This is a genomic window from Leifsonia sp. 22587 (assembly GCF_052044215.1).
In the GTDB taxonomy this organism is placed as follows: Bacteria; Actinomycetota; Actinomycetes; order Actinomycetales; family Microbacteriaceae; genus Leifsonia; species Leifsonia shinshuensis_C.
The window spans coordinates 158,998-183,300 of the sequence record NZ_JBQENB010000003.1; the positions used below are offsets into that span (position 1 = coordinate 158,998).

Genomic DNA, 24,303 nt, shown 5'->3' on the forward strand with positions numbered 1-24,303 from the left:
GGCGTCCTCCGCCGCCGAGACACCGGCCGAGATGGCGGCCGACCTCCAGGACGAGCGCCTCATCCGCGAGGAGGGCCTTGCCGGAGCGGTGCGCGCGTTCGGCCGGCGGGTGCGCGGCGGCGACCTCGGGTCGCTCCCGGTGGTCATCGGGCTGGCCGTGATCTGGGTCGTGTTCCAGATCCTCAACCCGAACTTCCTGAGCGCGAACAACCTGGTCAACCTGACGCTGCAGTGCGCGGCGATCGGCACGATCTCGATCGGCATCGTGCTGGTGCTGCTGCTCGGCCAGATCGACCTGTCGGTCGGCTCGGTCAGCGGTGTGGCCGCGGCCATCCTGGGCGTCGGCTTCACCCAGCTTCACTGGCCGCTGTGGCTCACGGTGATCGTGGCCATCCTGGCCGGCTCGGCGATCGGCCTGCTCTACGGGTTCCTGTTCACGCGGTTCGGCGTGCCGAGCTTCGTGATCACCCTGGCCGGACTGCTCGGGTTCCTCGGCCTGCAGCTGTGGATCCTCGGCGCGAACAGTTCGATCAACATCCCCTACGACTCGTGGATCGTGAAGTTCGCGCAGCAGTGGTTCCTCCCGCCGTGGGCGGCCTACGCGCTGGCCGTGATCGCCGCGGGCGGGATGTTCTTCTCCGACTTCCGCCGCAACGTGCGCCGCCGGAACGCCGGGCTCTCCGAGGGCTCGATGACGGTGGTCGCGGTGAAGGCCGTCCTGCTGCTCATCGGCCTCTGCATCAGCGTCTGGTACCTCTCGACGGACCGCGGGACCGGGGCGATGTTCCTGTTCTTCGTGATCCTCGTGATCGTGATGAACTTCCTGCTCACCCGCACCCGCTGGGGCCGCTCGGTCTTCGCGGTCGGCGGTTCGGTGGAGGCGGCCCGGCGCGCCGGTATCCGCGTCAACCGGGTATTCATCAGCGTGTTCATCCTCTGCTCCACGTTCGCTGCGGTCGGCGGCCTGCTCGCCGCCGCGCGACTGGCGTCGGTCGGCGCGGGCTCGGGCGGCACGGACACCAACCTCAACGCGATCGCGGCGGCGGTCATCGGCGGCACGAGCCTGTTCGGCGGGCGCGGGTCGGCGTGGTCGGCGCTGCTCGGCATCCTGGTCATCCAGTCGATCTCGAACGGCCTGACGCTGCTGAACCTGGACTCGTCGTACCGGTTCATGATCACCGGAGCGGTGCTGCTGCTCGCGGTCATCATCGACTCGCTGTCGCGGCGCTCTCGCGAGTCGCACGGCCAAGCCTAGGGACCGTCAGGTCCCGCACCTGAGGCGGGCGTGGGAAAGTGGTGGGATGACCCGGACCACCACCTTCCGCGCCCGCCTCCTGCGTTCCGGCGCAGAGCCGCAGACGGTGACCGTGCGGTCGTCGTCGGACGCCCCGCCGCGCACGCTGCGGCGCGCCGCGGGCGGTGGCGGGACGCTCAACTTCGACGTCTACGCGCTGCTCGACGCGGACGGCTGGCCCGCCTCCGCCACGTACACCTACGTGGAGTCGCTCTCGCGCGAGCCCGCGGCCCCCGACGCGTAACCCCTCCCCCGATTCCCCTTTCGCCGAGGTGCACGTTGTTGCGGTCGACGCGCCGTGGGAGTGCGCAACAAGGTGCACCTCGGCGAAGGGGGAACGCGGGTTAGAGCGTGGCGGCGGCGGCCGCGCGGGCGGCGGCGGGGGCGGCGTCCAGGATGCGGGCGACGGCCGCGTCGTCGTGTGCGGCCGTGACGAACCAGGCCTCGAAGACGCTCGGCGGGAGCGAGACGCCCTGGTCGAGCATCGCGTGGAAGAACGCCCGGTAGCGGTACGCCTCCTGCCGCTGGACCTCCGCGTAGGTGCGCGGCGCCTGCGGGTAGTCGCCGAAGACGAAGCTGAACAGGTTGCCCGCGCGCTGCACGCGGTGGGCGACGCCGGCGGCGCCGAGCGCGTCCGAGACGCCGCTGGACAGCGTGGCGGCCACCTCGTCGAGCCGCGCGTAGACCGCGGCGTCGGCGTTGGCGAGCGTGGCGAGACCCGCGGCGACCGCGACCGGGTTCCCGGACAGCGTGCCCGCCTGGTAGACCGGGCCGGCCGGCGCGAGGAAGTCCATGAGTTCCGCGCGTCCGCCGAGAGCCGCCAGCGGCATCCCGCCGCCGATGACCTTGCCGAACGCGACGAGGTCCGGCGTGTAGCCGCGGTCGAGCCCCCAGTAGCCGGCCGGGCCGACCCGGAAGCCGGTGAGCACCTCGTCGAGGATGAGGAGGGCGCCGAACTCGTGGGCGAGGTCGGCGAGGGCCGCGTTGAAGCCGTCCTCCGGGGGCACGACGCCCATGTTGGCGGCCGCTGCCTCGGTGATCACGGCGGCGATGTCGGGGCCCTGCGCCTCGAAGACCGCGCGGACCGCATCCAGGTCGTTGTAGGGCAGCACGATGGTCTGCGCGGCCGTCGCCTCCGTCACGCCGGCCGAGCCGGGGAGGGCGAGCGTCGCGAGGCCCGAGCCGGCCTCGGCGAGCAGGCTGTCCGAGTGCCCGTGGTAGTGGCCGGCGAACTTGATCAGCAGCGGGCGTCCCGTGAACCCGCGCGCCAGACGGATCGCGCTCATCGTCGCCTCGGTTCCGGTAGACACCAGCCGCAGCTTCTCGACGAACGGGACGCGCCCGATGACGGCCTCGGCCAGCTCGGTCTCGGCCGGGGTGGATGCGCCGAACGAGAGTCCGCGCGCCGCCGCCTCCTGCACCGCCTCCACGACCGCGGGATGCGCGTGGCCGAGGATGGCCGGACCCCACGACGCGACGAGGTCGACGTACTCGCGCCCCTCCGCGTCGGTGACGTACGGGCCGCGCGCCGACACCAGGAACCGCGGCGTGCCGCCGACGGATCCGTAGGCGCGGACCGGCGAGTTCACGCCGCCCGGGATGACGCGCTGCGCCCGCTCGAACTGCTGGAGGTTCACATCGGTCATCGCAGCCATCCCGCCACTTCGGTCGCCCAGTAGGTCATGATCGCGTCGGCGCCCGCACGCTTGGCGCCGACCAACGTCTCGTGGATGATGCGGTCGCGGTCGATCCAGCCGTTGGCCGCCGCGGCCTCCACCATCGCGTACTCGCCGGACACCTGGTACGCCCACACCGGGACGTCGCTGATGGCGGCGACATCGCTCAGCACGTCGAGGTAGCTCAGCGCCGGCTTCACCATGAGGATGTCCGCGCCCTCCTCGAGGTCGAGCCGCGCCTCGCGCAGGCCCTCGCGTCGGTTCGCCGGGTCCTGCTGGTACGCGCGGCGGTCGCCGGAGAGCTGGGAGTCGACGGCCTCGCGGAACGGCCCGTAGAAACCGGACGCGTACTTGGCCGCGTAGGCGAGGATCACCACGTCGGTGTGCCCGGCGTCGTCCAGGGCCTCGCGCACGGCGGCGACCTGGCCGTCCATCATCCCGCTCAGTCCGAGCAGCTGCGAGCCGGCCTCGGCCTGGGCGACGGCCATGTCGCGGTAGCGGAGGAGGGTGGCGTCGTTGTCGACGTGCCCGCGGTCGTCCAGGACGCCGCAGTGGCCGTGGTCGGTGAACTCGTCGAGGCACAGGTCGGTCTGCACCACGAGCGCGTCGCCCACCTCGTCGGCCAGCACCCGGGTGGCGACGTTGAGGATGCCGTCCGGATCGGTCGCGGCGGAGCCGACGGCGTCGCGGGTCTCCGGCACGCCGAAGAGCATCAGGCCGCCGACGCCGGCCTCCGCGGCCTCGTTCGCGACGCGCTTCAGCGAGTCGAGGCTGTGCTGCGAGACGCCGGGCATCGAGCCGATGGGGATGGGCTCGGTGGCGCCCTCGCGCACGAAGAGCGGAAGGATCAGCTCGGCGGGGTGGAGGCGGGTCTCCGCGGTCAGCCGGCGCATCGCCGGGGACTGCCGCAGCCGTCGGGGACGGATGACGGGATGCAGTTCACTCACTCACATCAGCCTACGCCCGCGTGGCTGAGCGGCTGCCGAACGGTCCCGGTAGCCGGTTCGGTGTCAGTACTCGTCGTCGGAGGTGTCGACCGCCCGGGAGAGCGCGACCTGCACGACGGCGTCGATGAGGGATGCGGCGGTGCGCTCGGCCGCGATGACGTCGACCCGCAGGCCGAAGGCGCGGGCGTCGCGGGCCGTCTGCGGGCCGATCGCGGCGATCAGCGTCGACTCCGGCACCGGGCCCAGCTGCTGCTGCACCTGCTCGGCCACCGAGCCGCTGGTCACGAGGATCGCCTGGAACAGTCCGTCGCGGACCTCCGTGACCACGTTCTCGGGCACCGGGACGCCGACCGTACGGTACGCGACGACCGACTCCACGTCGTGGCCGATCCGGCGGAGGCCTTCGGTGAGCAGCGGCTTGGCGATCTCGGACCGGAGCGTGAGGACGCGCAGCGGGAAGGCTCCCTGCGTGGCGGCCTCCCACTCCGCGAGCAGCCCGCGCGCCGAGTTGTCCTCGGAGGGCACCAGGTCGACGTGGTAGCCGGCCGCGGCCAGGGCAGCCGCGGTCGTCTCGCCGACGGCGGCGACGCGGGTGCTCGGCGGCACGACCGCGCGCTGCGAGCTGAGGACGTCGACCGTGGTCGCGCTCGTGACGGTCATCCAGTCGAACTCGCCGTTCGCGAGCCGGGCGAGGGCGGCCTCCAGGGCCGGCGCGTCCGCCGTCGGAGCGAAGTTGATCATCGCGGCGACGACCGGGGAGGCGCCCTTCGACCGCAGGTCGGCGGCGACGGAGTCGCCCCACGGACCGCCGCGCGGCACGAGCACGCGCCAGCCGGCGAGCGGCTTCGGGGTCGGAGCCGTGTTCGTCATCGCGAGCTCCCCAGCGGCGCCAGGTCGGCGGCGCCCGCGCCGAGCAGCTCGGCGACGACGCGATCGCCGACGTCGTGGGCGGCCTCGTCGAGGTGGGCGGCGCCGAGCGAGTCGGGCGTCGCGGCGTGGGAGGCGGTCAGGTGCTCCGAGCCGTCGGGCCGGTACACGGTCGCGGTGAGGAAGAGGAGGCCGTCGTCGACGAGCGCGGTCGCGCCGATCGGGGCGGCGCATCCCGCCTCGAGTCCGGCGAGCACGATCCGCTCGGCGACGACCGAGGCGTGGCTCGTGACATGGTCGACCGCCGAGAGGGCCCGGGCGATCGGGCCGCGGCCCTTCTCATCCCCGGCGCGCACTTCGAGGGCGAGGGCGCCCTGGCCGGGTGCGGTCGGCATGAGCGACAGCGAGAAGTAGTCGGTCACCGCGTCGAGGCGGCCCAGCCGGCTGAGACCGGCGGCGGCGAGCACCACCGCGTCCAGCTCACCGGACGCGACCATCCCGAGGCGGGTGTCGACGTTGCCGCGGAGGTCCACGATGTCGAGGTCCGGGCGCTGCGCCTTGAGCTGGGCGACGCGACGCGGGGATCCCGTGCCGACGCGTGCTCCCTCCGGGAGCGTCTCCAGCGTGAGGCCGTCCCGGGCGCACAGGGTGTCGCGCGCGTCCGCACGCTTCGGGATGGCGCCGATCACGAGCCCGGGAGCGGGCGCGGTCGGCAGGTCCTTGAGCGAGTGCACGACCAGGTCCACGTGCCCGGCGCTCAGCGCATCCCGCAACGCCGTCGCGAACACCCCGGTGCCGCCCAGCTGCGCGAGCGATTCCCGCGAGGTGTCGCCCTGCGTCGTCACCGTGACGAGCTCGACGTCGGCGCCCGTGGCACGGGCGATCGACTGGGCGACCGCGGTCGTCTGCGCGACCGCCAGGGCGCTGCCGCGCGTGCCGATGCGCAGCACGCCGTCGCGGCGCTCGGCCGCGCCGTCGACCCTCGTCACGGTCCCGGTCACGGCGCCAGTCCCGCAGCGGCCGGCTTGAAGCCGAGCCGGACGTTCTCGCAGCATCCCGGACGGCACACGTCGTACCAGGGGCCGAGCGCGGTGACGGCCGGGCGCTGGTCGGCCGGGACGGCGTCGCGCCGCTCCAGCACCAGGTCGACGAGGCCCTTCACGTAGGCGTGGTGGGTGCCGGGGGTCGGGACGCGGACGGCGACCAGGCCGTTCTCGTCGCTGGTCTCCATGGCCTCGTTGTCGAGGTCCCAGAGCACCTCCATGTGGTCGCTCACGAAGCCGAGCGGCACGATGACGACGGCCTTGACGCCCAGCGCGGGAAGCTCGGCGATCCGGTCGTTGATGTCGGGCTCCAGCCACGGCATCGACGGCGGGCCGGAGCGGGACTGGTAGACCAGATCCCACTCGACGGTGCCGCCGGTCGCGGCCTGCGCGACGACCTCGGCGACCGCGAGGTGCTGCGCGGCGTACGCGCCGCCCTCGCCGAAGCCGCGCGACGCGGGTCCGGACTTGGCCGCGTCGGTGGAGGGGATGGAGTGCGTCGAGTACAGGATGCGCACCTCGGTCGCGGGGTCGAGGCCCGGCAGCTTCTGCTGCAGCTCGTCGATCGCTGTGCGGACGCCCTCGATGAACGGCTCCACGAAGCCCGGGTGGTCGAAGAACTGGCGCACCTTGTCGATCTGGATGCGCCCCTCCAGGCCCGTCGACTCCAGCGCGGCCGCGAAGTCCTCGCGGTACTGGCGGCAGCTCGAGTAGGACGAGTACGCGCTGGTCGCGATGGCGATGAGCTTGGTGAACCCGCGCTCGTCGGCCTCGCGCAGGGCGTCGGCCAGGTACGGGTCCCAGTTGCGGTTGCCCCAGAGAACCGGCAGGTCGATGCCGCGCTCGGCGAGCTCCGCCTCCAGGGCCGCCTTCAGCTCGCGGTTCTGGTCGTTGATCGGGCTCACGCCGCCGAAGTGGCGGTAGTGGTGCGCGACCTCCTCCAGGCGCTCCTCCGGGATGCCGCGCCCGCGGGTGACGTTGCGGAGGAACGGGATGACGTCGTCCTGGCCCTCCGGGCCGCCGAATCCCGCGAGCAGGATGGCGTCGTAGGCGGTCGGCTCGGTGACGTGCTCCGGGCCGGATGCCGCCGCGGGGGTGGCGCCCAGCACGCGCTGGGCGGGCTGGGCGTCAGTGGTCTGCGCGTCGGTCACTGGAGGACCTCCACGACCTCGGCCGCCTCGATGCGGCGGCCGGTGAAGAACGGGACCTCTTCGCGCACATGGCGGCGGGCCTCCGTGTAGCGGAGCTCGCGCATCATGTCGACGAGGTCGGTGAGCTCGTCCGCCTCCATCGGCAGGATCCACTCGTAGTCGCCGAGGGCGAACGAGGCGACCGTGTTGGCGAGCACCGAGCGGAACGCGGCGCCCTTCCTGCCGTGCTCGGCGAGCATCTTGCCGCGCTCCGCGTCGGGGAGCAGGTACCACTCGTAGCTGCGCACGAAGGGGTAGACGCACAGCCAGTTGCGCGCCTCCTTGCCTCGGAGGAAGCCGGGGACGTGGGACTTGTTGAACTCGGCGTCGCGGTGCACGCCCATCGCGTTCCACGTCGGGAGCAGGCTCTTCAGGAGGCGCGTGCGGCGCAGCTGACGGAGTCCCCACTGCAGGGTCTCGGCCTCGGGACCGTGCAGCCAGATCATCAGATCGGCGTCGGCGCGGAGACCGGAGACGTCGTAGAGCCCGCGGGTGGTCACCCCCTGCAGTTCGATGTCGGCGATGACGCCTTCGAGCTCGTCGACGAAGGTCGGCACATCCGTGCCGTCGAGGTCGTCGGGGCGCGCCGGGTCACGGCGCAGCACGGCCCAGAGGGTGAAGCCGGTCGGGTTCTCGTCGGGGGTGTCGGGGGCGGACGACTCTGCCGGAACGGCAGCCGGGGTACTCATACCCACAGTCTCCCTCCGAAACCTGGGAAGGCCAAAAACGTGCCTGCGCTCACCGTCGGACGAGGACCACGATGCCCCAGACCGCGCCCGCCACCGCGACAGCGGCTCCGACCGCGAGCCCGGCGAGAGCGGCCGGGTTGTCCTTGCGGAGGCGCTGGATGCGCTCGCTCGCCCGCTTGGGCACGTTCAACTTGTACTCGATCGCGTCCACGGTCGCGGCCAGCTCGGCGCGCGCCCGGTCGACGTCGCTGCGGTCAGTTGTCATACTTGCCCAGCCCCTTCAGCGCGTCCGCGTCCTCTTTGATGCTGTCGATGGTCTGCGACGGAGCGATGCCGTCCATCTTCTTGAACGAGCGGATGCCGATGAGCGCGAGCACGACGGCGATCACGATCAGCGCGCCGAAGACGATCAGAGCGGCCGCCCACGCGGGGAGCGCGACCGCGATCCCGAGGATCGCGGCGGCGATCAGCGTGCCGAGCGCGTAGAACGCCAGCAGCGCGGCACCGATGAGCAGCCCTATGCCGACCCCGGCATATTTGGCCTTCTCGGCGAACTCCGCCTTCAGATGGGCGAGCTCCACCTTCAGCAGCCCGACGAGCTGTCGCGGCAGGTCGGAGACCAGCTGCCCCAGAGACTTCGTGCGCGCACTCTCGGGCCGTACCGGGTCGGTCATCGCGTCTCCCCTCGTCGCTTCCGTACAGTACTCCGTCAGGAGGCCGACGGGCCTGAGCCGTCTGCGGCCCGGATGGCCGCCTCGGCGGCCGGCGACGGGTAGGGGGCCCGCGCCTCGCGGCGGCGCTCGTTGGCGCGCACCACGAACTTCTTGATCGTCACGTAGACGGTCTCGGGGAACTCTCCCACCTTGTCGGCCACGAAGTCCTCGACCGAGTGCACCTGCTTCTGCACTCCGGGCGACTCCCAGACCTTCGCGGCCGCGGCCTTCAGCTGCTCGTAGCGTTGGCGACCGGCACGCGCGCCGAGCACGTAGCCCACCGCCGCTCCGGTGATGAAGAGGATCTTGCCGCGCATTCCGTCTCCCTATTCCGTGTCCGTCGGTCCGTGTTCCGTCCCGCCGTCGGCCTGCAAGGCCTCCGTCAGGGCTTTCCACCGTAGACCTCGTGCCCGCTCGGCCGTGCGGCGAGCATCCGGGATGACGGAGGCGAGGCCCGTCCCGGTCAGCCAGGACCCGGTGACCTCGAGACCCTCGACGCCGTCGACCTCGGAGCGGACGCGCTCGATGCGTTCCCGCTGCCCCACTGTCGCATACGGCAGGGCGTTCGTCCAGGGGGTGCGGGCGAATGCGGTCACGGCGGATTCCGCGAACGGAATATTGAGCAGCCGCGCCGCGTCGGCGATGGCGATCGCTCGGAGTTCGGCGTCCGACAGGGTCGACGTCCCGTCGGTGCGTCCGGCGCGGCCGTAGGAGAGGCGCACCACGTGGCGGCCGGGGCCGGCGGCCTCCGCGACCCAGGCCCACTTCGCGCTGGAGTGCGTCATGGCCTTGGCGCGGACATCGGTGCCCGGAACGTCCGCCACGAGCACCCCCGTGCCGACCGGGCTCGTCGCGAGCCGGTCGTCGTCGATGACGAGGGTCACGAGCTCGACGCTCGACGCGGCGGGCCAGTCGAGCGCGCGCAGTGCGGCGAGCTCACCCCCGAGCCCGGCGAGCAGCTCCAGCGAGGCGTCGGCGGGTGAGGCGAGCACCACGGCATCGGCCGGAAGCTGCGTGCCGTCGCGCAGGGTGAGGAGCCAGCGCGCGGGGCGCGCCTCGGCATCCTCGCTGACGTCTGCTGCCTCAGCCTCCGGCGCGACGCTCCACGGGCGGATGGAGGCGACCGGCGAGTCCGTCCTCACGATCCCGCCCCGCGCCTCGATGTCGGCGACGAGCCCCTCCGGCAGCCGCCACATCCCACCCCGGATGCCGCCGACCGCGCTTCCGGCCTTGGAGGCGGACCGCAGCTCGCCGACCGCTCCCGAGAGCGAGCCGAGCCGGGTCAGCGCCGCATTCAGGCCGGGTGCGACCACGTCGATGTCGAGGTCGTCGGGCGATGCCGAGTACACGCCCGTCGCGACCGGGGCGACCAGCAGGTCGAGGACCTTCCGTCCCATCCGCTTGCGCACGAGGGTGCCGAGACTCCGCTCCTGCCCGATCTTGAGCACCGGCATGAGCCGGTCGAGGTACGCGCGGAACGCGCCGCCCCACCCGATCGCCGCCGCCACGTCCGTCGCGAGCGGGGAGCTCGGGATGCCGAGCAGCCCGGCCTTCGGCAGCGCGACGGACCGCGAGCCGTGACGCACCCAGGCGCCCGACGGGTTCGGCTGCACGACATCGTCGTCCAGCCCGAGGTCGTGCAGCAGTTCGGCGACGTGACCGCCGCGGGTGGCGAAGCTCTCCGCGCCCGCGTCCACGACCATCCCGCCGAGGGAGAGAGGTGCGACGCTGCCGCCGACCCGGCCGGACGCCTCCAGCAGCGCGACCTCGAACCCGGGACGTGCGCACTCGCGCGCGACCACCAGACCCGCCACTCCCCCGCCGACCACGACGATGCGCGTCGGCGGCGCCTCCACCACGTGGCGGAGCTCCTCGCCGACCTCGTCCTCGGTCACCGGGCCGTCGCCCGGGAGATCGGGCACGTCGCTCATTCCGGGCGCCACCCGTGGACCAGCTCGACGACCCGGGTCAGCACGGCCGGGTCGGTCTCCGGCGGCACGCCGTGGCCGAGGTTGAGCACGTGCGACGGGGCCTCGCGTCCGCGGTCGAGCACGTCGCGGACGTGGGCCTCGAGCACCGGCCAGGGGGCGTCGAGCATCGCCGGGTCGACGTTGCCCTGCACCGGAACGACATGACCCAGCCGCCGGCTGGCCTCGTCGAGCGGGATGCGGTAGTCGACACCGACGGTGTCGGCCCCGGCCTCGTGCATCGCCTTCAGCAGCTCGCCGGTCCCGACGCCGAAGTGGACCAGCGGCACGTTCCGCACCTCGGCCTCGGCGACGCCGCCCTCCTCCGCAGCGGCGCCGGCCACCTCGTAGGTGAGGTCGCGCACGTGCGACAGCGCCCGCGCGGACGCAGGCGCGACATGCGTGACGTAGTCGTGCAACGACAGGGACCCGGCCCACGAGTCGAACAGCTGCGCCGCGCTGGCGCCGGCGAGCACCTGGGCGCGCAGGAAGGCTCCCGAGATGTCGGCCGTCCAGGCCATGAGCCGCGCCCACGCCTCCGGGTCGGCGTGCATGAGGGTACGAGCCCGGATGTGGTCCTTCGACGGACCGCCCTCGACCAGGTACGCCGCCAGGGTGAACGGTGCTCCGGCGAAGCCGATGAGCGGCGTCTCGCCCAGCTCCGCGATGGTCAGCCGCACGGCCTCCTGGATGGGCGCGAAGACGTCGGCGCCGAGGGCGGCGGGGTCGACGGCGGTCAGCCGGTCGACGTCCTCCGCCGTGCGCACGGCCTGCGCGAAGACCGGGCCCTTGCCCGGCTGGATCTCCACGTCGACACCGGCGAGCTTCAGCGGCACGACGATGTCGCTGAAGAAGATGCCCGCATCCACGCCGTGCCGGCGGACCGGCTGCAGCGTGATCTCACTCGCCATCTCCGGGTCGAGGCAGGCGTCGAGCATGCGGGTGCCGACGCGCAGCTCGCGGTACTCGGGGAGCGAACGGCCGGCCTGCCGCATGAACCAGACGGGGGTCACCTCCGGCCGGTCGCCCTGGTAGGCGCGGACGAGCGGGCTGTTCGGGGTGCGCCCGGAGGCGAGGGGATGCTCGGGTGGGAGGGAGGTCACCCCACGATTCTGCCAGGGTGGTGTCTGGGCGCGCGCTGGGCTGGGCGCCGGCTGGGCGCCGATTCGAGGTTGGCCGGACGCGAGCGTAGGCTTTCGTCGTGCTTCTGTGCTTCTCGTCGAGTCACCGGACGGCGGACTTCGACCTCCTGGAACGGCTCGAGCGTCACGCTCCGGCCATTACCGCCGCACTCTCGGAGCACAGCGACATCGTCTCGGGCTCGGTCGTGCTCGCGACCTGCAACCGGTTCGAGGCCTACCTCGAGATCGACGAGCCGCTGCCCGCGGCCCGCGCCGTCTCGACCGAAGCCGTGCTGGGCGCGGTGAGCAGCGCCGCCGGCATCGACCCGGACACCCTCCGCGCGGCGAGCGCCGTCTACAGCGACCACGCGGTCGCCGAGCACCTCTTCGCCGTGACCAGCGGGCTCGAGTCCGTGGTGGTGGGCGAGGGCGAGATCGCCGGCCAGGTGCGTCGCGCCCTCGAGTCGGCGCGCGCCGCCGGATCGGTGACCAGCGAGCTCGAGCGGGTGTTCCAGGTGGCCTCGCGCACGTCGCGCGGCGTGAAGAACCGTACAGGGATCATGTCGGCCGGCCGCTCGATGGTTCGGCTCGCGCTCGACCTCGCCGAGAGCCGCGTCAGCGACTGGTCGCAGACCCGGGTGCTCCTCGTCGGGACCGGCAAGTACGCGGGCGCCAGCCTGGCCGCCCTCCGCGACCGCGGAGCGACCGACGTGCGGGTGTACTCCCCCTCCGGCCGTGCGCCGAAGTTCGCCCGCTCGCACGACATCCTCCCCGTCGCCTCCGACGGCCTGGTGGATGCGCTCGCCGAGAGCGACCTCGTCGTCACCTGCTCTGCGGTCACCGACTACGTGCTGACCCGATCCGTCCTGGCCGAGGCGCTCACCCGTCCGGGAGCGCTGGAGCGCCGCCTGGTCATCGACCTAGGGCTCCCCCGCAACGTCGACCCGGCCGTCTCCGAACTGCTCGGCGTCGAACTCCTCGACCTCGAGACCATCACGCTGCACGCCCCGCTGAAGGAGCTGCAGGCCGCCGACGACGCACGCAGCATCGTGGACGCCGCGGCCGCCGAGTACCGCGCGCGGACCGCGGAGCAGGCTGTCACGCCCGCCCTCGTCGCGCTGCGGAAGCACGTGTTCGACGTGCTGGACGCCGAGATCGATCGGGCCCGCGGCCGGGGCGACGGCAGCGAGCAGACCGAGGCGGCCCTGCGCCACCTCGCCGGCGTGCTGCTGCACACCCCGTCCGTGCGCGCCCGGGAGCTCGCCCGCAACGGCGACGCGTCCGCGTTCGTGGACGGCGTGGCCGCCCTCTTCGGCGTCGACGTCGAGGCCGAAGCCGCCTCCCGCCCCCGACTCTCCGCCGTGGACGACGAGTCCGCAGCATCCTGAACCGACCGCGTAAGGAGCGACCGTGAGCGACGAAGCAACCACGACCGCCGTCGCGCCGCATGGCGCCACCGGCCTTCCGTATGCCGCCGAGCAGCTCCGCACCGAGCGGCTGCTGCTCCGGCCGCTCAACACGGGCGACCTGGAGGACGTGCACGCCTACCAGAAGCTCAAGGACGTCGTCCGCTACCTCTACTGGGAGGTGCACGACCACGACGAGTCGGCCGAGCACCTGCGCAAGCGCATCGCGATGAACCGCCTCGCGGAGAACGGCGACGGCATCGTCTTCGCGGTCGAGCTGGCCGACCCGGACGGCGGCGTCGGCCGCGTGATCGGCGACATCAGCCTGTTCCTCAAGAACGCGACCTGGGGCAAGTTCGAGATGGGCTGGGTCTTCCACCCCGCCGTGCACGGCCGCGGCTACGCGACCGAGGCCGCGCAGCGCGTGCTCGAGCTGTGCTTCGACACCCTCGGCGCCCACCGCGTGTTCGCGCAGCTCGACGCCCGCAACGACGCCTCGGCGCGTCTCTGCGAGCGCCTCGGGATGCGCCAGGAGGCCCTGCTGCGCGAGACGGAGATCTTCAAGGGCGAGTGGTCGGACACCGCGGTGTACGCGATCCTGGAGCAGGAGTTCCGCGCCGGCTCGTGACCCGGCGGCGGGCCGGGGCGCATCCTCAGTAGGATGGACGGGTCCCACCACCCGCATCGCACAGGGGAGCACCATGGCCGCACCGTCGAGACTGGATTCCGTCATCACGCTGGCGCAGCACCGCGGATTCGTGTTCCCCTCCGGCGAGATCTACGGCGGCACCCGCTCGGCGTGGGACTACGGCCCCCTCGGCGTGGAGCTGAAGGAGAACATCAAGCGCGAGTGGTGGAACGCCTTCGTGCGCGGCCGCGGCGACATGGTGGGCCTCGACTCGGCCATCATTCTGCCGACCGCCGTGTGGGAGGCCTCCGGCCACGTCCAGGTGTTCAGCGACCCGCTGACCGAGTCGCTGATCACGCACAAGCGCTACCGCGCCGACCACCTGTTCGAGGCGTACGAGGCCGAGCACGGCCACCCGCCGGCGAACGGCCTCGACGACATCCCCGACCCGGACCACCCGGACAAGGTCGGCCAGTGGACGCCGATCCGGCAGTTCTCCGGCCTGATGAAGACCTACCTCGGCGTCGTCGACGACGAGTCCGGCCTGCACTACATGCGCCCCGAGACGGCGCAGGGCATCTTCACCGACTTCGCGTCGGTGCTGCAGACCTCGCGCAAGAAGCCGCCGTTCGGCATCGGCCAGATCGGCAAGGCGTTCCGCAACGAGATCACGCCCGGCAACTTCATCTTCCGCACCCGCGAGTTCGAGCAGATGGAGATCGAGTACTTCGTCGAGCCCGGCACCGACGAGCAGTGGTTCGACACCTGGATCGACCTCGCCTGGGACTGGTTCACCGAGCTCGGCATCAAGCCGGAGAACATCCGCCGGTTCGAGCACCCGAAGGACTCGCTGGCGCACTACTCGAAGCGCACCATCGACATCGAGTACCGGTTCGACTTCGTCGGCAGCGAGTGGGGCGAGCTGATGGGCGTCGCGAACCGCACCGACTTCGACCTGAAGACCCACATCGAGCACTCCGGCAAAGACCTGAGCTACTTCGACCAGAACAAGAACGAGCGCTACGTGCCGTTCGTGATCGAGCCGTCCTTCGGCCTGACGCGCGCGCTGATGGCGTTCCTGGTCGACGCCTACGACGAGGAGCAGGTGCCGAACGCCAAGGGCGGCACCGACAAGCGCACCGTGCTGCGCCTCGACCCGCGCCTCGCGCCGGTGAAGGTCGCCGTGCTGCCGCTGTCGCGCAACGAGGCGCTGTCGCCGCTCGCCCGCGGCCTGGCCGACCGGCTGCGCAAGCGCCGCAACGTCGACTTCGACGACTCGGGCGCGATCGGCCGCCGCTACCGCCGTCAGGACGAGATCGGCACGCCGCTCGCGGTGACCGTCGACTTCGACTCGCTCGAGGACGACGCCGTGACCGTGCGCGACCGGGACTCGATGCAGCAGGAGCGCATCCCGCTGGAAGGCCTCGACCGTTACCTCGCGGAGCGCCTCAAGGAGATCTGATGCGTCAGTCGCGGAGACTCTGGTCCGAACGGCTGGCAGGAGACGCTCCCCAATACGCCCGGGTGATCGCGCTGCTCGTGGCCACCCTGATGGTGGCGTTCTTCGTCGTGTCGGCGATCCACTACGCCCTGGACCGGCATCCCATGTCGCTGCTGGACGAGCACGTGCACTACGACACTGCACTGAAGATGCACGAGGGACGGCTCTCCTACCGAGGCGCCCTGATCGACCAGGGTGTGGTGCGCGAGTGGGCGTGCGGGGTCGGGCACCAGGCCGGGCCCGTGGCGCGCGGCTGCACCGATCCGAAGCTGTCGGCGGAGTCGCTGCCGAGCGGCAAGTACACGAGCGGGTACATCCACTACCCGACCTACTTCGTGGCTGCCGAGGGATTCCGGCACGCGATCGAGTTCGTCGCGGGGCCGCATGACCCGCTGACCGAGTACCGACTGTTCAGCGCGTTCGTGATGATCCTGGGCGTGATCGCCTGCGGGGTTGTGGCGTATCTGTTGCGGATCCGCGGTCCCGGGCTGGTCGCCGCGGTCACCGTCCCGGTGGCGGCGTCGACCATCATGGTGATGTCCGGGACGGTGAACCCAAACTGCGTGGGCATCCTGTCCGGCGCGCTGATCGCCGGCGCGGGGGTCGGGTGGATCCGCCGTGGCCGCGGTTTCCTCTGGCTGGCACTGGCGACGGCCTTCGGCGCGAGCATAGCCGTGGTCTGCTCGCTCCCGGTCGGCGGCTTCCTGCTGGCAGGACTCGGGGCGGTCGTCGCGCGGCGGGCCGGCTGGAGCATCGCATCGGAGCACTGGCGGCCCCGGCTCTGGCAGTTCTTCACCCTCGGGGCGATCGTCCTGGCGCCGGTTGTCATCTGGGGCCGCTACATCGCAGCCAGCGCGACCGTGTCGAACGACACGGTGTACGGGTCGATGCCGTTCGAAGGCTGGCGAAAGGTCGTGGTAGGGATCTTCGCGGAGCTGGGCGCTCTGCACACACCGTGGACAGACTGGGACAAGGCCATGAAGACCGGCCCCGGCGTCGTCGCCGAGATCGTTCGCGCCATCACCTCCGGGTGGCCGGTGTGGATCACTGTTCTGATCTTCGGCGGTCTGGTCTTCACCGTGCTCCGCAGCAACTTCGACGAGAGGCTGCACCTAACTCGCAGCACGCTCATCAGACCCCCTCTGGACCCCCTGCACCTGCTGGCGTTCGGGACGCTGCTGACCGTCGTGCTGTACCCCGCCGCGCTCCGGGTCACCAATGTGCTCACGTTCGGCATCGATGTCGGGATCGTCGCTCGCTACTCGATCGCCTTCGGGCCCCTTCTGATCCTGTTACTCCTCCTTCGCGTGCCGCAGCGCGCGACGCACCTGGTGTTGGGAGCGGTCGGCGTCGTCGGGATGGTCTCGGCGGCCGGAATCTGGCTATGACCGTTACCTCGGCGAGCGGCTGCGCGAGTTCTGACCGGCCCGTCCCCCGCGCGGTGCGCGACGCATGCTCTAGCCTGACCTCGGACTGAGCCCACCGCGACGGAGGCCCGAATGAGCACCGGAGAGACCGCCCGCCGACCCGGCGTCGGCAGCGCGCTCGCCCGCTACGCGCGGGTGGCCCCCGCGAGCATCGCCCTGGCCGTCGTCGTCCTCGCGACCTCGATCGCCACCGGCACGCTGTGGAGCGTCGCGGCCGTCGGCCGGCCGGCCACCATCTGGGCGGCCGGGGTCACGACCACCCTGCAGGCCGGCTCCTGGTGGACGCCGGTCACGGCGCTGTTCGTACCCGAGGACCCGCTGCAGCTCGTCGCCACGGTGCTCCTGTCCCTGACCGTGCTTGCCGCGGCCGAACGGCTGCTCGGCACGGCTCGCACGGTGCTCGCCTTCCTGGTGACGGGCGTCCTCGCCGTCGTCCTCGGGGTGCTGCTGCAGGCGGGTGCGGCGAGCATCGGCGAGCTCTGGGCGAAGGCCACCGAGTTCGACGTCACGCTGGACCCGACCATCGGGATCGTCGGCGCGCTCATCACGGCGAGCGCCTTCGCCGCCTCGCTCTGGCGCCGCAGGATCCGGCTCCTCACCTTCTCGGTCGTCCTGGTCTTCGTGCTCTACAACGGCGACCAGAACAACGTCTACCGGCTCATCGCGGCGTTGCTGGGGCTGGCACTCGGCGTGATCCTGCGCCGCGGGAGCATCCGGCGCCTCCACCGCAGCTCGCACCAGGAGACGCGCACGCTCGTCGCGGGCATCGTCGCGATCACGGCGTTCGGACCCCTGCTGGCCCTGCTCCCGCCCGGCGGCTTCGGACCGCTGTCGTTCGTGGCCGCCTTGTTCCAGCAACCCGCGGTGGATGTCGCACAGGTGCTCTCGCGCTGCGACACCTCGTACTCGAGCAACTGCCGCGCCGAGCTGCTGCTCGTCTCGGTCCAGGGCCCCGGCGCGCTGCTCCTCTCGGTGCTCCCGCTCGCCCTCCTGCTGCTCACCGCGATCGGCCTGCGGCGTGGGCGCCGCTTCGCCCTCGTGCTCGGCATCGTCGTCAACGCCGCGATGCTGGTGCTGCCGTTCACCGCCCTGGGCGACATCACGGTGGTCGCGGACGACGTCAGCGCTCTCGGTCCCGCGCTCGAGGTGCTGCTCTGGCTGCTCGCGGCGATCCTGGTGCCGGCGGCGTCGATCGCCCTGCTGATCGCCACGCGACGGCAGTTCCAGCTGCGCTCCCCGCGCGACGCGTTCGTCCGCTTCGGCATCGTCGTCGTCTGCACCTTCGGCCTGCTCGCCCTCGCGTACCTGGTCGCCGCGCTGTCGTCGCTGACCGAGTTCGTGCCGGACGCGACGGTGGCCGACGTGTTCGCCTCCACGCTGCGCCGGTTCGTGCCCGCCGGGTTCCTCTCCGCGCTCGGCACCCCGATCATCCCGACCGCGCCGGTCGTCTGGCTGCTCTACCAGTGGGTCGGACCCGCCTTCTGGACCGTGTTCGTCTTCGCCACGCTGCGGCTGTACCGCGCATCCTTCACCGGCCGGACGGTCGCCGACGAGGAGCACTTCCGCGCGCTGCTGCGCGAGGGCGGGGGCGGCACGCTCGGGTTCATGGGCACGTGGCCGGGCAACGTGTACTGGTTCAGTGCCGACGGGGAGGCCGCGGTCGCCTACCGCGTGATCAACGGGATCGCGATCACTCTCTCGGACCCGGTCTGCCCGCCGGGACGCGCACAGCGCACCATCTCGGAGTTCGTGCAGTTCTGCGACGTGAACAGCTGGGTGCCGGTGTTCTACAGCATCCACGGCGAGTACCTGCCGGTGTTCGAGGCCCTCGGCTGGCCGACCATGTCGGTCGGCGAGGAGACGCTGATGCACCCGCAGACCTTCGACCTGGTGGGGAAGCCGTGGCAGAAGGTCCGGCAGGCGCACAACCGCGGCATCAAGGCGCGCATCTCGACGCTCTGGACCCGGTGGGACGACCTGTCGCCGCTCATCCAGACCCAGATCACGGCGGTCAGCGAGCAGTGGGTCTCCGAGAAGGAGCTGCCGGAGATGGGCTTCACCCTCGGCGGCATCGCGGAGCTCAAGGACCCGGACGTGCGGCTGTATCTCGCCTTCGACCCGGACGGCGGCCTGCAGGCGGTGACCAGCTGGCTGCCGAGCTGGCGCGACGGACGGATCGTCGGCTGGACGATCGACTTCATGCGCCGGGCCGACGGGTCCATGTCCGGGATCATGGAGTTCGTGATCGCCTCGGCCGCGCAGCGGATGCGCGACGAGGGTGTCGAGGTGCTCAGCCTGTCGGGCGCGCCGCTCGCGACGAAGCCGGACGCGGACCTCGCGGCCGCCGGCGAGGGCGACGGTGAGGGGGACGGCGACGGGGCGACGGCGATGGACCGCGTCCTCGCCTTCCTGGCGCGCACCCTGGAGCCGGCCTACGGCTTCGCATCGCTGTTCTCGTTCAAGAGCAAGTTCAACCCGACCTACGAGACGCTGTACCTCGCGTACCCCGACCCGCTGGCCCTGCCGGCGATCGGGAACGCGATCACCAGGGCGTACCTGCCCGACGCGAACGCGCGCGAGTACGTCGCCCTGGCGCGCACGCTGGTGCGCTGACGTCGCGTCCTAAACCGCCTCGCGCTCCTCACGGCGTCGCCGGATGCGCCGTGCGATGAGCAGCCACGCCAGTCCGCTGCCGAGCACGAACAGCAGCTCGAACAGCAGGAGCAGCCCGCCCCGCGCGGCGGCCGGCCACGGAAGCACCTGGGCGAGCCAGGTGGCCCCGTTGAAAAGTCCGTGCGCGGTCGCCACCGCGAGATAGGCCAACACGACGCTCCACGTCAGCCGGAAGCGGCCGCCGCGCGCCGCGGCGAACACGGCGGCGCCGAGCAGGGCGGAGAACACGGGATGCAGGAAGGGCCCGGTCAGCTCCCGGCCGATGACCGTGGCCAGGAACATCCCGAAGCCGGACCCGTTCTCCTGACCGCGCGCGAACGCCTCCTGCAGGTAGACGAGGTTCTCGATCACGCTGAAGCCCAGACCGACGGCACCGCCGACGAAGAGGCCGATCCGCGCATCCTTCACCGGCAGCTTCAGCGCGAGCACGACGACGGCGGCCATCTTGACCAGCTCTTCGACCACCCCGGCGAGCACCAGCGCGAGCCCGCTCGGGTGCGAGGCGGTGCCGCCGCTGAGCACGTCGATCAGGCTGTTGATCGGGGCCGCCACCAGCGTGGCCGCCAGGCCGCCGACGCCCGCGATGATGACCAGCCGGGATGCGGTCAGCCCGTCCTCGCGCCGCAGCCGGTACGCCATCGTGTACAGGATGGCCGCCCCCACGGTCGCCGCGCCGGTCATCAGCAGGTAGGGCGAGAGCACTGCGGGCCCGTCGTCCGCCGCGTGCGGTGCGATCGCCGAGAGCAGCAGGCTGAAGCCGAGGAGCCAGGCCCAGATGAACGCACTCGCGCCGACGATGATCCACCCGCCGAAGCGGCCGATCCACTTGCGCGGCTGCCGGGGACGCTGCCGCACCGGCGCCTGCTGCAGCGGAGCGGTGTACGCGGTCCAGCCGGCGCCGCTCCACCACCGCAGGAACCGCGCGTCGTACGGGTCGCCGTACCAGCCGGCCGGCGGCAGCGCGGTGTTCTGCGGGTCGTACCCGGTGGGCTGGTTCTGCGAGGGAGCGACGGTCACCGAGCCAGCATACGAACGGAAGCCATGCGGCACCTGACCCCGTCCGGGTCGCACGGCGAGCCTCCGCACCCGACCGGGCAGGCGCCTGACATGCTGGACCTCAGGCACCAGAAGGATCACCATGCGCTTCACCACACCCGGCCGGAAAGCGGCCGTCATCGCGGTGCTCGTCGCGATCAGCCTCCTGCTGACCCTGCTGTTCGACGCTCTGCACTCGCAGGCGGGCTCGATCATCCTGACCGTGCTCCAGGTGCTCGCCTGGTACCTGGTGACGCGGCTGTTCCGCGGGCCCGGGGAGCCGGTGCGCGCCGCCCGGCCGTGGTGGCGCATGACCAGCCGGCCGCTCCTGAGCGGCGTGCTCGCGGTGATCTACGGCCTGCTCGCCGTCGTCAACATCGGGTTCTCGTTCGCCGGTTTCGGCAGCCTCTCCGGCACGGTGTCCATCCTCGCCGAGCTCGTCCTGGCCGCGCTGTTCGCCGTGTCCTTCCGGCGGCTGTCGTCGCTGGCCCGCGCGACGGCCTGACCCGTAGGCTGGGCGCATGACGCTCGATTCCGGCATCCGCACCGACGAACTCGATGAGACGATCCGCCCGCAGGACGACCTGTTCCGGCACGTGAACGGCAAGTGGCTCGACCGCACGGAGATCCCCGCCGACAAGGCGCGCTGGGGATCGTTCATGATCCTGGCCGAGGAGTCCGAGAAGGCGGTCCACGAGATCGTCGAGCGGGCGCAGACCGCCGACGAGGGCACCGACGAGCGGAAGTTCGGCGACCTGTACACGAGCTTCATGGACGAGGAGCGCGTCGACGCCCTGGGCGTGGAGGCCATCCGCGACGAGCTGACCTTCGCCGACGGTGTGGACAGCATCCCGAGCCTCCTGGAGACGGTCGGGAAGCTGGAGCGCCGGGGCCTCGGCGGCTTCTACCAGCTGTTCGTCGACAACGACCCGGGCGACCCGGAGCGCTACCTCGTCTTCCTGGAGCAGTCCGGGATCTCGCTGCCGGACGAGTCGTACTTCCGCGAGGAGCGGTTCGCCCCGGTGCGGGAGGCGTTCGTCGCGCACATCCAGCGGATGTTCGAGCTCGCCGGGTTCGACGACGCGCCGGCCCGCGCGCAGCGCGTGTTCGACCTTGAGACGGCGATCGCGGCCCAGCACTGGGACAACGTGGCCTCCCGCGACTCGGAGAAGACCTACAACCTCTACAGCTGGGCCGACGCGACCGCGGTCTTCGACGGCGGCGCTCCGGCCGGCCACGACGCCGACCTGAACGTCTGGGCGCAGGCCCTCGGAGCACCCGAGGGAGCGCTGGCCGAGGTCGTCCTGCGGCAGCCGTCGTTCACCTCCGGTCTCGCCGGACTTCTCACCGAGGACCGTCTCGACGCGTGGCGCGACTGGCTGAGCTGGCAGGTCGTCCACGGTGCGGCGCCGTACCTCTCCGGCGACTTCGTCGAGGCCAACTTCGACTTCTACGGCCGCACGCTGACCGGCACCCCGCAGATGCGCGCCCGCTGGAAGCGCGGCGTCTCCCTCGTCGAGGGCGCGATGGGCGAGGCCGTCGGCCGCATCTACGTGCAGGAGCACTTCCCGCCCGCCGCCAAGGAGCAGATGGATGCGCTCGTCGGCAACCTGATCGAGGCCTACCGGCAGAGCATCCGGACGCTCGACTGGATGGGCGAGGAGACCCGCAAGCGCGCGCTCGACAAGCTCGAGAAGTTCACGCCCAAGATCGGCTACCCGGTGAAGTGGCGCGACTACTCCAGCCTGGAGATCGACCCGACGAACCTGGTCGCCAACGTGCGCGCGGCCGCCCTCTTCGAGTTCCACCGCGAGCTCGGCAAGATCGGCAAGCCGCTGGACCGCGACGAGTGGTTCATGACCCCCCAGACGATCAACGCGTACTACAACCCGGGCTTCAACGAGATCGTGTTCCCGGCGGCGATCCTGCAGTTCCCGTTCTTCGACGCCGACCGCGACGCCGCCGCCAACTACGGCGCCATCGGCGCGGTCATCGGTCACGAGATCGGCCACGGCTTCGACGACCAGGGCTCGAAGTTCGACGGTGACGGCCGCCTGGAGGACTGGTGGACGGAGGCGGACCGCGCGGCGTTCGAGAAGCGCACCGCGAGCCTGATCGAGCAGTACAACGCGCTCGCGCCGGCCCAGGTGCCGGAGCACCACGTCAACGGCGCGCTGACCATCGGCGAGAACATCGGCGACCTCGGCGGCCTCGGCATCGCCTGGAAGGCGTACCTGCTGTCGCTCGGCGGCGATGAGCCGCCGGTGATCGACGGGCTCACCGGTGCGGAGCGGTTCTTCCTCTCGTGGGCGCAGGCATGGCAGCAGAAGGGACGCGACGAGGAGGTCATCCGGCTCCTCGCCATCGACCCGCACGCGCCGAACGAGTTCCGGTGCAACCAGATCGTCCGCAACATCGAGGCGTTCTACGACACCTTCGGCGTGACCGACGGTGACCGGCTCTGGCTGGCGCCCGAGGAGCGGGTGACCATCTGGTGACCCTCGGGCCCCTCCCGGATCCGGCCGCCCATGGCCCCCGATCACGGGGTAACATCGTCCCTGTCGTCTCCGCGGACACCCTCGCGGAACGGCGGCGGAGCCGGGTGGGGCGCCGCGATTCCGGGAGAACCGATTCGGAAGAAAGACCCAGCGACACCGTGACGATCCAGGCACAAGAGTCCGCACGCCGAGCGCGCCAGGCGACAGCCGGTCGTGCCAGGCACCGGGCGCCGGGATCGACCGAGACGTTCAGCCGCGGCTTCGACGCGCTCGGGCGGCTCGCGGTCTCCGGGGTCCAGGTGTCGGCGCGGGCGACCGACCTCGCCACGGGTGCCGTGCTGTTCTCCGTCGACGATCACATCGTCATGCCGACCGCCAGCATCGGCAAGGTGCTCCTCCTCGTCGAGGTGGCCGCACGACTGCAGTCCGGCGAGCTGAGCCCGCTCGCCCACCTCGACCGCGACCCGCGCGACGTCGCCGGCGACTCGGGCATCTGGCACCACCTGCACGTGCCCTCGCTGCCGGTCGCGGACCTCGCGGCGCTGGTCGGCGCGACGAGCGACAACCTGGCGACGAACGTCCTGCTCCGCCGGGTCGGCCTGGAGGCGGTCAGCGCACGCACGGAGTCGCTCGGTCTCACGCGCACCGCGCTGCTCGACCTGGTGCGCGACCACCGCGGACCGGATGACGCACCCCAGCTGTCGGTCGGCAGCGCCAACGAGCTCACCTGGCTGTTCTCGGCGCTGGCCCGCGGCGAGATCGTCAACCCGGCGACGAGCCAGCGCGTGATCGCGTGGCTGTCGCTGAACAGCGACTTCTCGCTGGTGTCGAGCGCGTTCGGCCTCGACCCGCACTCGCATCGGCATCCCGAGCACGGCATCCTGCTCGTCAACAAGACCGGGACGGACGACGGCGTGCGCAGCGAGGTCGGCGTGCTCCGCGGTCCGCGCGCCGGCGTGACGTACGCGGTGTCGACCTACTTCGACGACACCAGCCTCCCGGAGCGCTTGGCGGTCATCGACGGGATGCGCGCGGTCGGGCTCGACCTGCTCGAGTACGTGTTCTGAGGGCGCTGCCCGCGCGTCACGCGTTCCGCGCGGCGTCGTTCCGGGAGGCGCGGACCTGCTCCCACTCCGCGATCATCTCGGGAAGCCGCTCCTGCACGAACCGGTAGAAGCCGGCCATGTCGCGCAGGCGCTCCGTCGCGGGCGAATCCGGGTCGCCGACGGCGGCGAGACCCGCGTCCGCCTGATCGGCGAGGGTGCCGTAGATCGGGCTGTTGCGCACCATGAGGGCGTACCAGTCGCTGGGGAGCTCGTAGCGGTCACGCCGGGTGCCGGTCTGCGAGAGGCGGCGGATGATGCCGATCGTCTGCAGGTAGCGCACGGCGCCGGAGATCGCGGCGGGGCTCACGTCGAGCCGTTCGGCGAGCTCGGCCGCCGTCAGACCCGGCGTCTCGGTGACGGTCAGGGCCATCATCACCCGCGCGGGCATCCTCGGCATCCCCGCCGCGGTGAGCACGGCCGCGGAATGCTCCATCACCTCGGCGAGCGCCGCCTCGTCTTTGGCCATGGATCCGTCCCTCTGTTCGTGCTGGATGAGCGGCCTCACGCGCTGAGTGGCCGCCC

The 24,303-nt window shown here is 71.7% G+C and carries 23 protein-coding genes; 10 read left to right on the forward strand and 13 right to left on the reverse strand.

Annotated elements, in window-relative coordinates:
- Positions 1 to 31 precede the first annotated feature (31 nt).
- Both ACTJI1_RS12855 and ACTJI1_RS12860 read left to right on the forward strand, forming a co-directional pair.
- Entirely contained in the window at positions 32 to 1,255 is a 1,224-nt protein-coding gene (locus ACTJI1_RS12855) for a sugar ABC transporter permease (RefSeq protein WP_440743387.1), read from the forward strand.
- Between the two features lie 46 nt (positions 1,256 to 1,301).
- A complete protein-coding gene (locus tag ACTJI1_RS12860) occupies positions 1,302 to 1,538 on the forward strand; it encodes a hypothetical protein (RefSeq protein WP_121263242.1) in 237 nt (78 codons plus the stop codon).
- A 100-nt stretch (positions 1,539 to 1,638) separates the two neighbouring features.
- Here the strand turns inward: ACTJI1_RS12860 and hemL are convergent, their stop codons facing one another.
- From hemL to hemE, 11 genes are all read right to left on the reverse strand, one after another.
- Entirely contained in the window at positions 1,639 to 2,949 is a 1,311-nt protein-coding gene (hemL, locus tag ACTJI1_RS12865) for a glutamate-1-semialdehyde 2,1-aminomutase (RefSeq protein WP_440742956.1), read from the reverse strand.
- Entirely contained in the window at positions 2,937 to 3,863 is a 927-nt protein-coding gene (gene hemB / locus ACTJI1_RS12870) for a porphobilinogen synthase (protein ID WP_440743388.1), read from the reverse strand. Before hemB ends, hemL begins: the two co-directional genes overlap by 13 nt.
- Positions 3,864 to 3,980: 117 nt before the next feature.
- A complete protein-coding gene (locus ACTJI1_RS12875) occupies positions 3,981 to 4,787 on the reverse strand; it encodes a uroporphyrinogen-III synthase (RefSeq protein ID WP_310132940.1) in 807 nt (268 codons plus the stop codon).
- The gene (gene hemC / locus ACTJI1_RS12880; protein ID WP_440742957.1) at positions 4,784 to 5,785 is read right to left on the reverse strand and encodes a hydroxymethylbilane synthase; all 1,002 of its coding nucleotides are present in this window, start codon (positions 5,783 to 5,785) and stop codon (positions 4,784 to 4,786) included. The genes ACTJI1_RS12875 and hemC overlap by 4 nt, the downstream gene beginning before the upstream one ends.
- Positions 5,782 to 6,978 (reverse strand): ferrochelatase, encoded by a 1,197-nt coding sequence (locus tag ACTJI1_RS12885; RefSeq protein WP_440742958.1) that lies wholly within the window; start codon positions 6,976 to 6,978, stop codon positions 5,782 to 5,784. The genes hemC and ACTJI1_RS12885 overlap by 4 nt, the downstream gene beginning before the upstream one ends.
- Positions 6,975 to 7,706: a hydrogen peroxide-dependent heme synthase gene (gene hemQ / locus ACTJI1_RS12890; RefSeq protein ID WP_440742959.1), complete on the reverse strand. Its 732-nt coding sequence runs from the start codon at positions 7,704 to 7,706 to the stop codon at positions 6,975 to 6,977. Before hemQ ends, ACTJI1_RS12885 begins: the two co-directional genes overlap by 4 nt.
- A gap of 49 nt (positions 7,707 to 7,755) precedes the next feature.
- Entirely contained in the window at positions 7,756 to 7,971 is a 216-nt protein-coding gene (locus ACTJI1_RS12895; protein WP_310132934.1) for a DUF3618 domain-containing protein, read from the reverse strand.
- Positions 7,961 to 8,380 (reverse strand): phage holin family protein, encoded by a 420-nt coding sequence (locus ACTJI1_RS12900; RefSeq protein WP_440742960.1) that lies wholly within the window; start codon positions 8,378 to 8,380, stop codon positions 7,961 to 7,963. Before ACTJI1_RS12900 ends, ACTJI1_RS12895 begins: the two co-directional genes overlap by 11 nt.
- Positions 8,381 to 8,415: 35 nt before the next feature.
- Positions 8,416 to 8,736 carry a hypothetical protein gene (locus ACTJI1_RS12905; protein ID WP_310132929.1) on the reverse strand — a complete coding sequence of 107 codons (321 nt, stop codon included), beginning with the start codon at positions 8,734 to 8,736 and terminating at the stop codon, positions 8,416 to 8,418.
- Between the two features lie 9 nt (positions 8,737 to 8,745).
- Positions 8,746 to 10,341, reverse strand: a complete 1,596-nt coding sequence (hemG, locus tag ACTJI1_RS12910) for a protoporphyrinogen oxidase (protein WP_440742961.1) — start codon at positions 10,339 to 10,341, stop codon at positions 8,746 to 8,748.
- A 5-nt stretch (positions 10,342 to 10,346) separates the two neighbouring features.
- A complete protein-coding gene (gene hemE / locus ACTJI1_RS12915) occupies positions 10,347 to 11,489 on the reverse strand; it encodes a uroporphyrinogen decarboxylase (RefSeq protein WP_440742962.1) in 1,143 nt (380 codons plus the stop codon).
- A gap of 98 nt (positions 11,490 to 11,587) precedes the next feature.
- Here hemE and ACTJI1_RS12920 point away from each other — a divergent pair, with 98 nt between their 5' ends.
- The 5 genes from ACTJI1_RS12920 (at position 11,588) to ACTJI1_RS12940 (ending at position 19,082) form a co-directional block, all read left to right on the forward strand.
- Positions 11,588 to 12,895 carry a glutamyl-tRNA reductase gene (locus tag ACTJI1_RS12920; RefSeq protein WP_440742963.1) on the forward strand — a complete coding sequence of 436 codons (1,308 nt, stop codon included), beginning with the start codon at positions 11,588 to 11,590 and terminating at the stop codon, positions 12,893 to 12,895.
- 22 nt (positions 12,896 to 12,917) lie between these two features.
- Positions 12,918 to 13,541 (forward strand): GNAT family N-acetyltransferase, encoded by a 624-nt coding sequence (locus ACTJI1_RS12925; protein WP_310132921.1) that lies wholly within the window; start codon positions 12,918 to 12,920, stop codon positions 13,539 to 13,541.
- 73 nt (positions 13,542 to 13,614) lie between these two features.
- Positions 13,615 to 15,003, forward strand: a complete 1,389-nt coding sequence (locus tag ACTJI1_RS12930; protein WP_440742964.1) for a glycine--tRNA ligase — start codon at positions 13,615 to 13,617, stop codon at positions 15,001 to 15,003.
- Positions 15,003 to 16,430: a hypothetical protein gene (locus ACTJI1_RS12935; RefSeq protein WP_440742965.1), complete on the forward strand. Its 1,428-nt coding sequence runs from the start codon at positions 15,003 to 15,005 to the stop codon at positions 16,428 to 16,430. Before ACTJI1_RS12930 ends, ACTJI1_RS12935 begins: the two co-directional genes overlap by 1 nt.
- 111 nt (positions 16,431 to 16,541) lie before the next feature.
- Positions 16,542 to 19,082: a bifunctional lysylphosphatidylglycerol flippase/synthetase MprF gene (locus tag ACTJI1_RS12940; RefSeq protein ID WP_440742966.1), complete on the forward strand. Its 2,541-nt coding sequence runs from the start codon at positions 16,542 to 16,544 to the stop codon at positions 19,080 to 19,082.
- 9 nt (positions 19,083 to 19,091) lie between these two features.
- Here ACTJI1_RS12940 and ACTJI1_RS12945 read toward each other — a convergent pair whose 3' ends face one another.
- On the reverse strand, positions 19,092 to 20,159 hold the full coding sequence (locus ACTJI1_RS12945) for a PrsW family glutamic-type intramembrane protease (protein ID WP_440742967.1): 1,068 nt from the start codon (positions 20,157 to 20,159) through the stop codon (positions 19,092 to 19,094).
- 121 nt (positions 20,160 to 20,280) lie between these two features.
- Here ACTJI1_RS12945 and ACTJI1_RS12950 point away from each other — a divergent pair, with 121 nt between their 5' ends.
- From ACTJI1_RS12950 to ACTJI1_RS12960, 3 genes are all read left to right on the forward strand, one after another.
- On the forward strand, positions 20,281 to 20,682 hold the full coding sequence (locus tag ACTJI1_RS12950) for a hypothetical protein (protein ID WP_440742968.1): 402 nt from the start codon (positions 20,281 to 20,283) through the stop codon (positions 20,680 to 20,682).
- A gap of 16 nt (positions 20,683 to 20,698) precedes the next feature.
- Complete coding sequence (locus ACTJI1_RS12955) at positions 20,699 to 22,675, forward strand: M13 family metallopeptidase (RefSeq protein WP_440742969.1); 1,977 nt, start codon at positions 20,699 to 20,701, stop codon at positions 22,673 to 22,675.
- Positions 22,676 to 22,833: 158 nt separating this feature from the next.
- A complete protein-coding gene (locus ACTJI1_RS12960; RefSeq protein WP_310132906.1) occupies positions 22,834 to 23,742 on the forward strand; it encodes a serine hydrolase in 909 nt (302 codons plus the stop codon).
- 16 nt (positions 23,743 to 23,758) lie between these two features.
- Here the strand turns inward: ACTJI1_RS12960 and ACTJI1_RS12965 are convergent, their stop codons facing one another.
- A complete protein-coding gene (locus tag ACTJI1_RS12965; protein WP_310132903.1) occupies positions 23,759 to 24,247 on the reverse strand; it encodes a GbsR/MarR family transcriptional regulator in 489 nt (162 codons plus the stop codon).
- Positions 24,248 to 24,303 lie beyond the last annotated feature (56 nt).

Coding starts and splice junctions, on each gene's coding strand:
- ACTJI1_RS12905 (WP_310132929.1), bottom strand. CDS start 8,736: ATGCGCGGCAAGATCCTCTTCATCACCGGAGCGGCGGTGGGCTACGTG.
- ACTJI1_RS12950 (WP_440742968.1), top strand. CDS start 20,281: ATGCGCTTCACCACACCCGGCCGGAAAGCGGCCGTCATCGCGGTGCTC.
- ACTJI1_RS12855 (WP_440743387.1), top strand. CDS start 32: ATGGCGGCCGACCTCCAGGACGAGCGCCTCATCCGCGAGGAGGGCCTT.
- ACTJI1_RS12930 (WP_440742964.1), top strand. CDS start 13,615: ATGGCCGCACCGTCGAGACTGGATTCCGTCATCACGCTGGCGCAGCAC.
- ACTJI1_RS12965 (WP_310132903.1), bottom strand. CDS start 24,247: ATGGCCAAAGACGAGGCGGCGCTCGCCGAGGTGATGGAGCATTCCGCG.
- ACTJI1_RS12875 (WP_310132940.1), bottom strand. CDS start 4,787: ATGACGAACACGGCTCCGACCCCGAAGCCGCTCGCCGGCTGGCGCGTG.
- ACTJI1_RS12935 (WP_440742965.1), top strand. CDS start 15,003: ATGCGTCAGTCGCGGAGACTCTGGTCCGAACGGCTGGCAGGAGACGCT.
- ACTJI1_RS12940 (WP_440742966.1), top strand. CDS start 16,542: ATGAGCACCGGAGAGACCGCCCGCCGACCCGGCGTCGGCAGCGCGCTC.
- ACTJI1_RS12860 (WP_121263242.1), top strand. CDS start 1,302: ATGACCCGGACCACCACCTTCCGCGCCCGCCTCCTGCGTTCCGGCGCA.
- hemQ (WP_440742959.1), bottom strand. CDS start 7,706: ATGAGTACCCCGGCTGCCGTTCCGGCAGAGTCGTCCGCCCCCGACACC.
- hemB (WP_440743388.1), bottom strand. CDS start 3,863: ATGCGCCGGCTGACCGCGGAGACCCGCCTCCACCCCGCCGAGCTGATC.
- hemL (WP_440742956.1), bottom strand. CDS start 2,949: ATGGCTGCGATGACCGATGTGAACCTCCAGCAGTTCGAGCGGGCGCAG.
- ACTJI1_RS12895 (WP_310132934.1), bottom strand. CDS start 7,971: ATGACAACTGACCGCAGCGACGTCGACCGGGCGCGCGCCGAGCTGGCC.
- ACTJI1_RS12955 (WP_440742969.1), top strand. CDS start 20,699: ATGACGCTCGATTCCGGCATCCGCACCGACGAACTCGATGAGACGATC.
- ACTJI1_RS12900 (WP_440742960.1), bottom strand. CDS start 8,380: ATGACCGACCCGGTACGGCCCGAGAGTGCGCGCACGAAGTCTCTGGGG.